This is a genomic window from Paenibacillus sp. BT-177 (assembly GCF_025846815.2).
Taxonomy (GTDB): domain Bacteria; phylum Bacillota; class Bacilli; order Paenibacillales; family Paenibacillaceae; genus Paenibacillus; species Paenibacillus polymyxa_C.
Map to the genome: position 1 here is coordinate 1,077,641 of NZ_JAOYTP010000001.1, position 15,301 is coordinate 1,092,941.

At 40.6% G+C, this 15,301-nt stretch carries 12 protein-coding genes and 1 pseudogene; 7 read left to right on the forward strand and 6 right to left on the reverse strand.

Annotation, left to right across the window (positions count from 1 at the left end; genetic code table 11):
- Positions 1 to 142: 142 nt before the first annotated feature.
- Entirely contained in the window at positions 143 to 2,383 is a 2,241-nt protein-coding gene (locus tag OIU26_RS04975; protein ID WP_264216123.1) for a carbohydrate binding domain-containing protein, read from the reverse strand.
- 200 nt (positions 2,384 to 2,583) lie between these two features.
- Here OIU26_RS04975 and OIU26_RS04980 point away from each other — a divergent pair.
- Positions 2,584 to 2,835: pseudogene (locus OIU26_RS04980) on the forward strand (phenolic acid decarboxylase); the annotation flags it as partial.
- Positions 2,836 to 3,006: 171 nt separating this feature from the next.
- Here OIU26_RS04980 and OIU26_RS04985 read toward each other — a convergent pair.
- The 3 genes from OIU26_RS04985 to OIU26_RS04995 form a co-directional block, all read right to left on the reverse strand.
- Positions 3,007 to 3,174, reverse strand: a complete 168-nt coding sequence (locus OIU26_RS04985) for a hypothetical protein (RefSeq protein ID WP_264216124.1) — start codon at positions 3,172 to 3,174, stop codon at positions 3,007 to 3,009.
- Between the two features lie 53 nt (positions 3,175 to 3,227).
- On the reverse strand, positions 3,228 to 3,494 hold the full coding sequence (locus tag OIU26_RS04990) for a hypothetical protein (protein WP_436449030.1): 267 nt from the start codon (positions 3,492 to 3,494) through the stop codon (positions 3,228 to 3,230).
- Between the two features lie 427 nt (positions 3,495 to 3,921).
- Positions 3,922 to 4,224: a GNAT family N-acetyltransferase gene (locus OIU26_RS04995; RefSeq protein ID WP_436449027.1), complete on the reverse strand. Its 303-nt coding sequence runs from the start codon at positions 4,222 to 4,224 to the stop codon at positions 3,922 to 3,924.
- 577 nt (positions 4,225 to 4,801) lie between these two features.
- On the opposite strand from OIU26_RS04995, the gene OIU26_RS05000 reads away from it, so the two are divergent.
- The 3 genes from OIU26_RS05000 to OIU26_RS05010 all read left to right on the forward strand — a co-directional run bounded on the left by OIU26_RS05000 (position 4,802) and on the right by OIU26_RS05010 (position 9,373).
- The gene (locus OIU26_RS05000) at positions 4,802 to 8,149 is read left to right on the forward strand and encodes a contractile injection system protein, VgrG/Pvc8 family (RefSeq protein WP_264216125.1); all 3,348 of its coding nucleotides are present in this window, start codon (positions 4,802 to 4,804) and stop codon (positions 8,147 to 8,149) included.
- Between the two features lie 9 nt (positions 8,150 to 8,158).
- Positions 8,159 to 8,560, forward strand: coding sequence for a ribonuclease toxin immunity protein CdiI (gene cdiI, locus OIU26_RS05005; protein ID WP_225683681.1), 402 nt, complete (start codon positions 8,159 to 8,161; stop codon positions 8,558 to 8,560).
- Positions 8,561 to 9,202: 642 nt separating this feature from the next.
- Positions 9,203 to 9,373, forward strand: coding sequence for a hypothetical protein (locus tag OIU26_RS05010; protein ID WP_264216126.1), 171 nt, complete (start codon positions 9,203 to 9,205; stop codon positions 9,371 to 9,373).
- A 28-nt stretch (positions 9,374 to 9,401) separates the two neighbouring features.
- Here the strand turns inward: OIU26_RS05010 and OIU26_RS05015 are convergent, their stop codons facing one another.
- Positions 9,402 to 9,614, reverse strand: a complete 213-nt coding sequence (locus tag OIU26_RS05015) for a hypothetical protein (protein WP_264216127.1) — start codon at positions 9,612 to 9,614, stop codon at positions 9,402 to 9,404.
- A 46-nt stretch (positions 9,615 to 9,660) separates the two neighbouring features.
- Positions 9,661 to 9,894, reverse strand: coding sequence for a zinc ribbon domain-containing protein (locus tag OIU26_RS05020; protein ID WP_226888889.1), 234 nt, complete (start codon positions 9,892 to 9,894; stop codon positions 9,661 to 9,663).
- Between the two features lie 523 nt (positions 9,895 to 10,417).
- Between OIU26_RS05020 and OIU26_RS05025 the strand changes: the two genes are divergently transcribed.
- The 3 genes from OIU26_RS05025 (at position 10,418) to OIU26_RS05035 (ending at position 15,301) form a co-directional block, all read left to right on the forward strand.
- The gene (locus OIU26_RS05025) at positions 10,418 to 10,639 is read left to right on the forward strand and encodes a hypothetical protein (RefSeq protein WP_158451761.1); all 222 of its coding nucleotides are present in this window, start codon (positions 10,418 to 10,420) and stop codon (positions 10,637 to 10,639) included.
- Between the two features lie 183 nt (positions 10,640 to 10,822).
- Positions 10,823 to 11,677 carry a hypothetical protein gene (locus tag OIU26_RS05030; RefSeq protein ID WP_264216128.1) on the forward strand — a complete coding sequence of 285 codons (855 nt, stop codon included), beginning with the start codon at positions 10,823 to 10,825 and terminating at the stop codon, positions 11,675 to 11,677.
- 417 nt (positions 11,678 to 12,094) lie between these two features.
- On the forward strand, positions 12,095 to 15,301 hold the full coding sequence (locus OIU26_RS05035) for a contractile injection system protein, VgrG/Pvc8 family (RefSeq protein ID WP_264216129.1): 3,207 nt from the start codon (positions 12,095 to 12,097) through the stop codon (positions 15,299 to 15,301).

Consider the following 15,301-nt stretch of genomic DNA (forward strand, 5'->3'; position numbering starts at 1 on the left):
TATCGTTTTTAGATCAGAGTCTTTATGTCTTTCTTTTTTTATTTTCTACTGAAAGTATCCCTCCTGATCCATCTGCCCCAAGGCAGTCTTGGTTTTTCTGACTTTCTGACAATCCTGTCAAACATAAAACCAGTAAAATAATTTATTGCTCAACTACCCCAAAATCATCCACATAAACATATGCTGTACCAGGATTCTTGTAAGCATACACTGTTGCCCTGGTAGCGCCTGCTCCGGTTGTAAAAGGAATGTTTACCATTGTCCAGGATGTACTGTCAGATGTTGCGGATGCATCCGTTCCTTCAAAGCCATTAACGCCAATCTGAATCCGCTCTCCTATGTCTGCCTTAACCCAGGCGGTACACATATAGCTGGTATTAGGACTTAGCCCCGTAAGTACCTGCTCGATACCATCTTCTCCGGGTCCCAATCTAACACTCTTAGAGCCGCTTCTTGGTACCGATACACTTGCAGCAGTATCTGAATATGTTGCTGCCCATGGTGAGATTATCCCTTTCTCGAAATCAGATTGCCTTACGTTATTAACATAAAGTAAGCTGACACTCTCAAAAACCGGGTCCGGAGGTGAAGAAAAATCATGCCCGGCAGTCCAGTCAGTTCCACCGAACTCATATGCTCCAATATCCGGTGCCGCACCAACATAATCATTCGTGATTCCAGATATTACAACCCCTGCATTAATAGCTGGAGAAGTAGACTGCAACCTGAAATCATATGCTGTGGGATTCACAAATAACGGATTGGTTTCTGAGGTAATATTATTTCCCTCTATATGAGTACCAGGCAGTGTAAAGGTAGTAGTAAAGATATTGTTGAAAATTCTGTCGCCGTACATATCTGACTGAAAATTACTTCCCCAATATCCTACACTTCCGTTACTGTAGGTGGTATTGTTATAAATCAGGTTAAAATTACTGGGTGTATTCAATCTTATCCCTGTATAGTTTCCCCATACAACATTATGATGCACAGTATAGCCCTTGCTACCGTTATCCAGATAGATACCAGTGCCGGAATAATTCTTTGCAAGATTATCATGGATGTAATTATGATGAATTACCGTCCCTTGCCCATCCCAGGCAAATTCATAGAGTATTCCGCAGTCTTTTGTCAGCTTTCCTGCATTGTACAGATTATTATATTGTATCTGGCTGTTTTGGGTAGGCATAAATATCAGATGACGCCCAGCGTTATATACCGTATTATGACTGATTAGATGGTTTGCCCCCAATAGATAGATTGCCGGAATATCCGCTGCCGAATAATTTGCTTCATGAATAAGATTATTAATTACCTTATTTCCTGTTCCCTCTATACTCACCAGATTACCGGAACTGTAGGTCAAAGTACTGTCTCTAAGCTCATTATTGGTACCGGACATAAATATCCCTGTACTGTATTGTCTGGTAACATCCGAATCATGACTGACATATTCCGCAATCATATTAGAAACTTTACAGTAATTAGAATTCGACATTTTAATGCTGGAGGCAAAGATATTAATTCCGGTAATATTTATGTAAGAGCGGGAACTTAAATCAAATGCATAAGTCCGCTTCTTTGCTTCTACTGTCAAAGTATTCGGATCAACTCCACCAGGTGCCCATAAATAAAGTCTGCCAGTAATGCTGTCATAATACCATTCTCCCGCACTGTCAAGATCTTCAAGATTACCAGTAATATAATAGCTGTTACCGCCTGTCGCTGCAGTATCTATTTGATCAAAGGTAATGGAGCCGTCACTTGAACTGGTAATGGTACTTTTATAAGATTTGTAGCCTGTTCCCGGAACACTCCAAACCGTTTTGCCAACCCAGTATCCAGGTGGCTGAGTTAAGTTTCCATCCTTGATGGTTGTAGTGGAACCGGAATCAACTGTTGCATATGTTAAATTTAAGGGATCAAGTGTTGGTGAATTGGGCCATCTGGCTTCAAATTGCATTTGCTTATTAACAAATATCTGATTTTTTGTTCCAAGGGAACCCGTCATTTCCGCATAATAGATGGATCCGAAGTAATTTTTCCAGCCAGTAACCGGATCGGCACCGGATACCGTTACGTTCTCTCCTGTATAAGCCTCAAAGTTTATGGGTTTTGCAGAAGTTCCGGAAGTATGAAGTGTTACTGTTTCCTGGTATGTACCACCTCGTATGATGCAGGTATCTCCGGCTTTCATGGTATCTGCTGCCTTTTGTATGGTTTTCCATGGATTTGATAGTGTACCGGTTCCAGTGATGTCATTCCCCGTTGTAGAAACATAATATACGGAATTTGCCTTTACAGTTTCCACACCCAGATTAAAAGTAAATACATAAATCATCATAATTACAACTAAAAATCTAAAGCCTGTTCTCTTATTCATAGCTTACCTCCTGGAATGAATTCTATTTTTAGATACGGCTTCTACGCTTGGGCCTAAGTTCACTGCTAGGTATGTTCTAATATAGAAATTTGTGTATATATAAGCCCTTAATTATTTAATCGACTTATACCGACTTAAAGTTTATGATTCTTTCGGCGAAGCTTCTCCGATACTGAACCCATCCAGCCATTTCATTGACCATGCATGGTATTATTTTCTTTCCGAAATGGGTGCATGAGCATCCAGAGATTAAAGTACGCTATCAAAATGATTTCATCCCTCTGATGGAAGAATCGCGTGAAAAGTATCAGACTTATCCGAAGCATGTAGTTCCTGAATTCGCATATATTACTTTCATTGAAAATGCAGGTGTGAACAACGAGAAGTTGATTGCCCAGGCACCTTACGCGGGCATGACAGATGATATTCGTGCGGGTAAGTTGCAAGCATAGTCAATCAAGACAAATTGAACTAAAAAGCCTGAGCCTGTGTCCCATAACGTAAGACAAATTAAAACACCTACCAACCTGGTCATACCCTGTCTACTTGACAGGGGTATGACCAGGTTGGTAGGTGCCCAGCATCTTTTTTAATGTTCTCTATAACCATCTAATCTCCATTGGCTATTCTTCTTTCTCTTTTTCATCATGAAGCATCATCTCTAATACAACATATACAAACTGTGCTCCGTCCTTCATGCCCTGCCAGTACAAAGCTTCATTCTCCAATGCTTGCTTGTAATGATGCTTATCCTCCCATTCCGAGAATCCAGGTCTGTTCACAATATCCATCTCAGAAAGTCTCTTCGATTCCTCTGGGCAAGGCATCAGGATCAATATTTACGCTAATTCCCAGTCGGGTCAACAACCAGGTTCTGAATCGCACTTTTACCGCTTCCATTATTCCCCGCAAATACATACATCATTGGTATATGTTTATGCATGAAAACATCCGTATCCGCAACAGGAACAATGTCTCCATCGTTGTATTCTTTTACAATTTGGCCATCCGGCGTTTTATATACAATATAGGTATCGTTCGCTTTCGCATCCAACTTGGCGCGATCTCCTGTAAGTTTAATCAATTTCTCCAGATCTTTAAATTTATCCAAGGGGTTCACCTTCCCGCATCCGTATTTATTTAAAGTAATTGAACCACAGCAAGTTGATTGCACGTCACAGAAGGGAATAACCTTATTGCTTGAGGAATTCTTACAGGTAGCGTACAAAGAAAAGAACGCCAAACTAAGGACGCTCTCTTGAATACTCACATTTTCAGTTAAATACATCGGATGTGTCCAACCACTTTAAATCCAAAAAAATCGAAACATTTATTTTGTTGTGCCATACCTTATTTCTATAAACTTTTCCCCAGCTCGTAAAGGACATAGGAAGCTACAATTAAGCACCTCTATATATCGACTCGACATAGCTTTACTACGGTCTCAACGTGTGTCGAGAGGATGGAACGGATTTACTTGAAATTAACGCGTTCCATTTTAAAAATAATAGTTCAATTTCCTTCTATTTCTTTTTCAGCTAAGCTAGCATGCTCTCGATAAGTCCCTTCCAGCTTAAAATGTATTTTTCTAATAATTTTATGGATGCTTGATTACACGCTGCAACCGTCGCGTAAATTTTATTCAACTCTAAATCCTTACGTTCAAACATTGTGCTTAAAAATAACTCAAGTAATACATTTGCATATCCTTGCTTCCTATGCCTTAAAGGCAAGTAGTATCCGATCTCGGCACTTTTATTCCGAGAATTATAGTCAAAAAGCTGTATCTTACCTATCCGTTTATTAGTGTTAGTTCTATCACATTTTCGAGTCTTTTCAATACATTCTCTTTATAATTGTTATATGGAGGTAGTTCGATTATGGGTCGGCAAGTATGTTGCTCTTTTTCGCTTTCAGTATGACTTCACTCATATAAGTCTGGTAAGTAATCTTCAATATTCCCACCAGTTAAAAGTACAAGTCCTCTTATCATTCTATCACTCCATTATTTTTAAATTTAGATCGTTTGGATAGGGCATCATTTTGGTTTTAAGTATCTGTTTTGGCAGCATGAAAAAGCATCGAAATAGCAAACCATGTGGCGTATTACCATATTCCTATATTAACTCATGTTACACTTCCCTCTCATCCTCCTACTTCCAAAAATAAACATAGTAAATCCCCCAACCAATGGGTCATTCTGTAAACTAAATCCTTCTTTTAACCGATAAATACATATGCTGGGTTGTTTATTAAATATCACCTCTCATCCCTTTAAAGCGTACAAACCTTGTAATACATATCTATTTTGACTCACTGTTGTACTCATCTGCAGCTTCGATAATTCAGAAGCAAATGCAAGATGACGTGCTTCACTTGGAAATACCCATCGCATCTAGAAAGGAGTCATGAACTCACTTGAGCGTATTATCAGATGGGATCGGATATGAAAGCCTACGCTTTTATGGTCCCTTTCAGCCACTACACATCGAACAACTTCAAATAACACGCACCCTTAATGATCATGCCTTTTTACATATCAGTGGCATGCTCTCCGAAGAACAGGGAGCAGCTTGTATCGGTCAAAATATGGAGCAAGAGCCCATTGTGATTCGTCAGTTGGATGAGCAAGGACAATCGCTGAGAAGGCTGTTCCATGGGATTGTTACGCATATCTCCGTACACTGCGTGCGAGGCGTGTATACGTTTGAATTGGAGGCCGCTTCCCATTCATACCAGATGGATATTAAACGTAAAAGACGCTCCTATCAAGATATTCACCGCACCTATGATGATCTGGTCACAACACTGGTTCGAAAATATCAGTACGGAGATGCCATTGATACGGTAAGCCACTATGCCAAACTGGAGACATTTGTTTTACAATATGATGAGACCGATTGGACGTTTTTAAAACGCCTCGCTTCTCGCTTCGGCTCCATACTTGTGCCAGAGGTAACCGCAGCCTCGCCCAAGGTTTTCTTCGGCATGCCAGAAGGCAAGCAGCATAAGGTGGAGCGGGATGTATTTTATCGAGTACGGAAAACGTTTCATGAGTTGGATGCGGAAAAGCCGGGAGAACGTGCTGGCTCGTATGTCACCTATATGATTGAAAGCCTGCAATACTATGCACTAGGCGACCTCATCACGTTACCTATCGGGCAAGGCAAAGAACTGGCCGTGGTTCGAGCCGTGACAACCCTGATAGATGGCTTACTGCGTACTCGCTATAATCTTCAGTCCGAACAGGATATCCGGTATGCTCGGTATGAAAACAATCAGGCCACCGGGATTTCGCTGACAGGAACAGTGCTCAAGGTACAGCAGGATTTTGTACAGCTTCAACTGGACATTGACCCGAAGCAAGATCCTGCCAAAGCCTGCTGGTTTCCCATCGCCACCCGTTATGTCGCCGAAGAACATAGTGGCTGGTACGATATGCCCGAAATCGGGGAACAGGTGGAATTGTATCTGCCTACCCACCGCGAACAGGATGCCTATGTAACGGATTCGCTCCGACAACAACGCCACGCAAATGGAAAGCCGAATGTGAAGGTATGGCAACATGTGCAAGGTAGCGGCGTCGAAATGTCTGAGCATGAACTGACCCTATCCACTTCCGGTGAATTTTCCATTACACTGCATGAAAGTAGCGGCATTACGATCGACAGTCCGGGGAATGTGCAAATTCAGGGTGGTCATGTGAAGCTTGATGCTGGACAGGAACTTTCGCTCGAAGCTGGAACGGCGCTGTATTTAAAAGGCGGTGCCAGCAGCATGGTACTGGATGGTGAGACGGATACCAAGGCTCCGGTAATTTATCAGGAAGGTACGGTGAAGGCACCTGTTTTCGTAGCCGACCTCCCTCCTGTTCCAGAACCGCCATTGATGAGCATAAAAGCCTATGAAGCAGCTCAATCAGCAGCCAAGGATTCATCTAGCAGCCAAGCCTCTACCCCTAAAGCAAAAGTCACAAGTCCAGCAGAGCTTAAACAGGCGAATGCCTTGATGGGTACGGTGTCCAAACTATTAGGCTCCATTCCAGTGATGGGAAAAGTGGCTGGTGTTGTAGCGGGTGCACTAAGTGGACCTGCGGGTGGTGTGATTCTGAGAGCAACCGCAGCGATCCCTGTTCGGAGCAAAGGAACCCCTTCCGTTGGAGGCAGTAAGGGGAACGGCATTCATCCGTTGAAACACTTGGCTGGTCTAGCATTACAAGGGTTAATTACTCAGTATGAACATGAGCAAGCGAGACATGCCTACTATAGCAAATGGATTCTGGGGAAAGTGTATACAAGCGCACGTCAAATAGTACATTCCGGCAGCCGATTAGAGCTGATCCAAAACTTGCTGACAACATCGAAAACCATGGTTCATGCCTATCAACAGGTACCTAAAAGTGTTAAAGATAGAATGCTGAGGGAATATAAAGAACAAGAAAAAGCTAGGGCTGAAGCTGCTCTTAAAGCAGAAAAAGAAGCTAGAGCTAAAGCCCTTAAAGCTAAAAAAGAAGCTGCACCACCAGAGCTTACAGAAGAAGACTACGAAAAGATCTGGCAGGATTATCGAAGGAACATATATACCGAAGACCGTAGGCCCAAACTTAAACCGGGGAGTTATCGAGGAGAAGATGGTGTTGTACGTACTCGTGACGGTAAACCCGATGTCCAATACTATAGTGAATGGAAACATAATTATCCCGAAGATGATGATTTCTTCATGCAAACTAGGAAGCAAGGTATAACCGAAGAAGAAAAAAAGTGGATGTTCTATGCTATTTCCATAGAAAACCCTCTTATGGTTGGTGGTCGAGGGGGTATGGACAATACTAAAGAATTAGAGGGGATACTTTCAAAACTGGGTAGAGGGAAAGGGTTCTTTAATATTTCTTCTGGAGTAAGTGCAAAAGTAAGAGTCCAGGAATTATTAGCGAGACAACAAATAGAAGCTACAGAAAACGTAGCTTCCCAAAAAATTAACCAAACTCTTGAAACCAAAGGCTACAAGCCACAGCCAAAAGAAAGGTTAACAACGAAAAACCAATATAAACAACAGGATCAACAGGCAAGGAAAACGCTACGAGAGACTGCCTCCAAGGCAGCTAGAGAAGAAAATAGTCAAATTCAAAAGAAGGTCATATATAATGTAACTAAGAGTACAAATACAAGAAAAGCCTCAAATATAAAAGAATATTTAAAAAAGGAAAAAGAAATTGTTAAATCGCAACTGCCTGAAACTGAGGGGACGGGTAATCTTAAGTATAAAGAAGGTTACCATATTGAACATTTAACCGGAGAAGTTAAAAAATGTACGGATTGGAAAGGTGTCAGTGGTGGGCATAATTATGAGGAGTTTAAGAAATTCTTTGACATAAATGGGAAATATGGATATGAAGAAGTAGGAAGAACAAATCATCCGGATATCTCAGGAATATCTGATATTGAATACAGATTAAAGGTTGAAGTAAAGAACTACCAAGGAAAAAGAACAGGCGAATATAAAGTTATTCCAAAAGAAGATAAGCCACCTCTTAAGAAAACCATATATGACCCTAATGTAATCTCCAGTGATGATATTGTTCGATTAGGAAAAGAGGCTATGGAAGAAGGTATAAAATCGCAAAGAGTCAATCAATTGAAAAGCCAAGCAAATAAGCAAATAATCCGAGGAGTTTCAAGTAATGGATTGAAGTTTGAAGGGATAAAAAATATTGATACTGGAGAAATCGAGAACTTTTATCCGGTATTGAAATTTGGAGAAAATTAAGGAGATAACATGATGAACACTGTTTACAATGATAAAAATAAGTTGATTCTCATGTATGAAGAAAAAGGATTTGAAAAAGGCTCAGTCATTGATGTTCTTGGTGATTTTGTGTTGGAACATGATATCGTTAAGGTATTAGAGGGTTTTTTAAACGAGTATATTGAGAGACGAGATTATATGGGAGTAATCTATTCAGATGAATACGATGTTGGGGATGAAGGTTATTTTGGCGAGAATAGGGTTTTGTTTTATTATGGAGTAGATGATAATTATGATATTGTCAGTTATAAAGAACTATATGATTATTTGCAGGTAGCGTGTAATTTCTATATTGAAAAGAACTCAGATAAAAAAGATGAGATAAACGAATATTTGTTAAGAATTAAATCCAAATATGGTATTGAAGAATAGTGGTTGGGTATGGCGATTAGTGGAGGGCTGCACGATATTGTGTAAACTAATTTAGAACTCCAACAACAAGATCGTACAATACAACCAACATTGCCACAATACGAGATAGCCACCCGTATTGTGGTCTTTTATCCTATTGAGGTTTGTTGATGAGTAGACACCACCCAGTGCCGAATGAACCCATCATTCAAGCAATAACACATTTAACCCATATAATACGTGTATAAAGATTTCGTCATTTAGTTTGTACGCACACATCAATGCTTGAATTTCATCACCTAAATAACGGTTTTCCGTTACATTGACAGGTCGATTATGGTCAGATGCCACCATGATTGACCTGTTTTTTGTTATCCTTATTACTTAAATAGGTTATTTTTTCCAATGATTAAATCTACATACAAATCCAAATGCAAAATATATTTTTAAAGATAATTCAACATCCCTCCACACAAAACAATGACTTGCCATCCCTCCCCATCAGAGTTAACATACACACACTCAAACCACGGGAGGGAAAATACACAATGTCAAATTGGCCAGATTGGTTTCAAGAAGCATTACGCTAACGTTTATCAATTTGAACTAGCCAGTGAACGACAGGCTTCATGTTTATCTGAGGACAAAAATCTATTCACTCAAATGGATGAATTCAAAACCAACCAAAACGAAGAAATTCAACGTCTGCTATCGGAATGGGAAGAAGCAGTAGGCTATCAACTAAGTCAGGACAAACAATCTACCTATATGAAAGGAGTTAAAGACGGGATTCGATTGATCCTTCCCATCATACAACCCACAGTTACTCGTTAGCTTTTGATCACTTTAGCCTATGATTCTATTAGTCCAATATTTCATCTATGCTCATTCCACTTTCCAAGGTAAAAACAAAATGCGCTGGTGAGAGAATGGTTATCTTCTCCACCAACGCATTAAACAGGCTATCATCAAATTGTTCCAGTATATCTTCCCGTAAGCTTAGTACTTGAATAATTTCATTCACACGTTCCTTAATTTTTGCTTGCTGCTCTTTCTCCTGCTCCAGTATCAGCATCTATTGCCGTAGCTCGTTGAGCTCACTGGAAAGTCTGTTCGTTTCTTCATCTCTTATCCTTATACATCCGGTTGAACAATCGTACAAACGCGGAATGTAAAATTTGTTCATCAACCGATTTGGCATCACAAACTGCTTTACCTTCATTGACATACGTTTTGCATTGCCATACTACTTTTTTGGATGGATTATTGCTGTTCCAGGTTCGGCGTTTAAAAATGGCTCCACAGCATCCACAATATACTTTACTGCTCAGTGCATATTTGCTGGAATCACTCAAACCCCTTATAAATCAAGGAACAAACAGCTTACACATGTGCCTTATGTATGTAAATAAAATATATTCCCGCACTCAACCCTAAAACAATTTTTTGAATGCAGGAACATATTCAAATTGCTCTTGACCCTCGTATATTAATGCTTCTCATCTCGACATATTACGACCACGCACTCAACGTGTGTCGAGACGATGGAAAGAATATACTTATGATCAGAAATAGCATGTCTATCGAAAAGAATAGAATCATTGATTAAACGGGGCTGTTCTCTAAACATAGTCTATGACTACAATCCGAGGCAATCAGATAACGTGAGTCTCTGACAAGCGAGCATAAATCCATTGGTTGCCCTTCTGTAGCGGACTCATCATGTTCACCAGCAAAGATGAATACCAACTTCTACAAGAAAGGTTATTTTCATTTACACATAGTTCTTGACGCTACCGTCTAAACTTATTGAGAAGGAAATTCCTAATCAAAACAATTATAATTTCTGGTAGAAACACAATAAATATATATAGGGGTATGATGAATGGTAAAGATGCAATGAAAACTTCTGCTCCCTGCCCTCCCTCAATCAAAAACAACCAAATTGGTACTGATAAAATCCATAACAATGCATTGGAAATCATTAGATGTCGAACATTTTTCCAAAGAAAACAAAACAAAATTGCAATGACTGCTGGTATACCCCATGAAACTATCTTATCACCATTACTTAATATGATGAATGCCGAAATGGGATAGAGTATTACGCTTAATATCTGAACCACTCTATTATTATAAAAATTCAATTTTTCATCTCCCTCATCTTATTCAAACAAACAAATCTTCTTTTAGGATAATCATACCTTATTATTCTATTTACTTCCAGTACATTCTGTGTATAATAAGTATTGCAATTAAATTTATGGAAAATGGCGGTGCATTATGAAAAAAATCAAAGTTTTTTTACCTGCTCTACTAATGCTTCTCTTCTTTACCTCTTTTTTTGGTATAACGTCTGTAAGTGCTTCCGAGGTTAATCCTTCTGTAAGTGCTTCTGAGGTTAATCCTTCTATAAGTGCTCCTGAGGTTAATCCTTCTGTAAGTGCTCCAGAAGTTGATCCTTCTATAAGTGCTCCTGAGGTTAATCCTTCTGTAAGTGCTCCAGAAGTTGATCCTTCTATAAGTGCTCCTGAGGTTAATCCTTCTGTAAGTGCTCCAGAAGTTGATCCTTCTATAAGTGCTCCAGAGGCCACGTATGACTTTTCTCCATCAGCGTTAGAGCCAGATTCAACCTACCCAGGAACCAATATCAGAGTTAAGGTAGGAGATGTACTTTATTCATCAAAAGCATTAGGCGGAAGCGCAATGATTGTTGGACATGTTGGTATCATTGGACCTGATTATATGGTTTATCATGTAAATGCAGTTAATGATAATCAAGGAGAAGGCGGAAAAAGGGATACCATTTCTTATTACCAAACGAGGCATAAGGCTGGTGAATCAATCGCTGTCTATAGAGCGACTCATGGCCGTAACGCAGCTTATTGGGCACAAAACAATTACTCTTCGGTAACAAGTTACCATATACCTATTTATTCTTGGGATAACTTTCAACTTAAAACTATAAACCCTAATTACTGCTCTAAATTTATTTGGCAAGCATTCTATTATGGAAACTATGACACAGACTATATTATCGGTTACTATACTCCAAATAAAGAGGCTTTTGTAACTCCAGGTCAAGTCATTAACAGCAATGATCTTACATATGTTGGCTCATTCGGAAGTCGTAGCTAAAACATAAATATGCATTTTTAAAAGGAAAAAACGTATTTAGTCGAGTAAACTAAATACGTTTTTTTGTTTACACAGATATCCGATCAGTTGAGTAATGAAAGTATTGATAATAACCGCCACTGTACACAACTTAACCCCCTCGCATTTCTCCTACTTCCAAAAATACACATAGTAAATACACCAATCAATGGGTCATTATGTAAACTAAATCTCTCTTTTAACCGATAAATACATATGCTGGACTGTTATTTAAATATCACATCTCGTAACTTTATACCCAACAAACTCAGTGATACATATAGGTCTTGACTCAAAGTTGTATTCATCCATTTCTTCTATTAGTCAGACTCGAATTAAAAATACTGCACTTTACTTTTGTAATCAGCCATCAAATCTAGAAAGGAGTCATGAACTCACTTGAGCATATTATCAGATTGGATCGGGTATGAAAGCCTACGCTTTTATGGCCCTTTTCAGCCGCAACACATCGATCAACTTCAAATAACACGTACCATTAATGATCATACTTTTTTACATATCAGTGGCATGCTCTCTGAAGAACAGGGAGCCGCTTGTATCGGTCAAAATATGGAGCAAGAACCGATTGTGATTCGTCAGTTGAATGATCAGGGACAATCGCTGAGAAGGCTGTTCCATGGGATTGTTACACGTATGTCTGTACACTGTGTGCGAGGCGTGTATACATTTGAACTGGAGGCCGCTTCCCATTCATACCAGATGGATATTAAACGTAAAAGACGCTCCTATCAAGATATTCACCGTACTTATGATGATCTGGTCACAGCACTGGTTCGAAAATATCAGTACGGAGATGCCATTGATACGGTAAGCCACTATGCCAAACTAGAGACATTTGTTTTACAATATGAGGAAACTGATTGGGCGTTTTTAAAACGCCTCGCTTCTCGCTTTGGTTCCGTACTTGTGCCAGAGGTAACCGCAGCTTCGCCCAAGGTTTTCTTCGGGATGCCCGAAGGCAAGCAGCATAAGGTAGAGCGGGATGTATTTTATCGTGTACGAAAAACGTTTCATGAGTTGGATGCGGAAAAGCCGGGAGAACGTGCTGGCTCGTATGTCACATATATGATCGAAAGACTGCAATTTTATGCAGTAGGCGACCTCATCACGTTACCTATTGGACAAGGCAAAGAGTTAGTCGTGGTTCGAGCAGTGACTACGCTAGCGGATGGCCTACTGCGCACCCGTTATGATCTTCAAGCTGAACAAGATATCCGCTATGCGCGGTATGAAAACGATCAGGCTACTGGAATTTCGCTGACAGGAACGGTGCTCAAGGTACAGCAGGATTTTGTACAGCTTCAACTGGACATTGACCCGAAGCAAGATCCTGCCAAAGCGTGCTGGTTTCCGGTGTCCACCCGTTATGTCGCCGAAGAACATAGTGGCTGGTACGATATGCCTGAAATCGGGGATCAAGTGGAATTGTATCTGCCAACACACCGCGAACAGGATGCCTATGTAACGGATTCGCTGCGACAACAACGCCACACCAATGGACAGCCGAATGTGAAGGTATGGCAACATGTGCAAGGTAGCAGCGTAGAAATGTCTGAGCATGAGCTGACTCTATCCACCTCCGGTGAATTTTCCATTACACTTCATGAAGGTAACGGCATTACCATCGACAGTCCGGGGAATATGCAGATTCAGGGTGGTCACGTGAAGCTCGATGCTAGGCAGGAACTTTCGCTCGAAGCTGGAACAGCGCTATATCTGAAGGGCGGAGCCAGCAGCATGGTACTAGATGGTGAGACAGATACCAAAGCTCCGGTGATATATCAGGAAGGTACGGTGAAAGCTCCTGTTTTGGTAGCCGACCTCCCTCCTGTACCTGAGCCGCCACTCATGAGCATAAAAGCCTATGAAGCAGCTCAATCAGCAGCCAAGGATTCATCTAGCAGCCAAGCCTCTACCCCTAAAGCAAAAGTCACAAGTCCAGCAGAGCTTAAACAGGCGAATGCCTTGATGGGTACGGTGTCCAAACTATTAGGCTCCATTCCAGTGATGGGAAAAGTGGCTGGCGTTGTTGCAGGAGTGCTAAGTGGACCTGCGGGAGGTGTAATTCTGAGAGCAACCGCAGCGATCCCTGTTCGGAGCAAAGGAACCCCTACCGTTGGAGGCAGTAAGGGGAACGGCATTCATCCTTTGAAACACTTGGCTGGTTTGTCCATGCAAGGGTTGATTAGTATACACGAGCATGAGAAAGCTAAACAAGCCTATTATAGCAAATGGATTCTTGGGAAAGTGTTTACGAGCGCCCGTCATATAGCGCATTCCGGCGGCCCATTGGAACTAGTACAGAACCTGCTTAAAGAATCGAATGCCATGGTTCATGCGTATCAGCAGGTTCCGGAAGAAGTAAGAAAACGCTGGAGAGCCAATTACGACAGCCGCATGGCACAGCAACAGCCTAAACAACAAGTTGAGAAGCCTAAGTCTTGGTGGGATCGTTACCTGGAATATACGGGTAGTAGTGCGATGATAAAAAGCCAAATAGCCATGGAACAGGCACACACAGCACAATATGTGACTGCAAAGTCGGCAGATAGCCTAACTGAAATAGGAACAGGAATTTATGAAGCTAATATGGAAAGGATCCAAAAACGCTACGATTCAGTTGGTGCATATTTGGATTACTTGTCGTACGGTATTCCTAAGGGAATCTATCAGGCTTATATGGAGCGTGCACGTAATCAGGGGAATTCTGGTAGCGATGCTATCAATTTTGCTACGTTCGGAATAACAGAGACTATACGTGGAGCGTTGACACCTAAAGATCCTTTGTCAGCAGAACATTGGTCCAACATCATTGGTCTAGTAGGGATTGTTGAGGGAACCGGTTCATTTTTAAAGCCGAAACCTACACTAAAATTGCCCGTTAAAGAACCTATTCATGCAGGTCCTAAAATCAAAACAGAGCCACCCCAACTTCCAAAGCTGAAGCCCAATAAAGAGATTGAGGGATTGGGTAATTCTGCAAAGATACCTAGAACTGGACCAGAGTGGGATGAGTATTTCCGTTCAAGATATGGCGATAATAAAGTAGACTGGAAAACTAGTTCTGAATACAACCTATATGGCCCTAATTATATTCCTTATACACCAAAAATCAGACCGAATGCTATCAGTACTAAGCCTTCATTACCTAGAGGGGGGAAACCGGAAGGAAATTATGCTGATACTAAAGGCAAAGGTAGCCGAGGATTAGAAAGACAAAATGAAGCTGCAGATGTACTCACAGAACAAGGATATCGTACAACAATGCTTGACGAACTTGATAATGGAAATGGCTACGGTATTGATCCTAAAAAAAGTCCAGATTTCATAATAGAGAGACAAGTATTTGATTGTTACGCTCCTGATACAACTACGAGTCTACGGAACATTCTTGATACACTCAGAGAGAAAACTACAAAACAAGCTAGAAGAATAGTGTTAAATTTAAATGATTATCCTATTGAAAAAAGACGCGAGCTTATTGAAAATTTAAAAAGTCAAACACATAAGGATTTAAAACATTTAGATGAATTGCTAATCATTGAAGATCGTCAAGTAACTAGAGCGTACTGGAGGTTTGAGTAA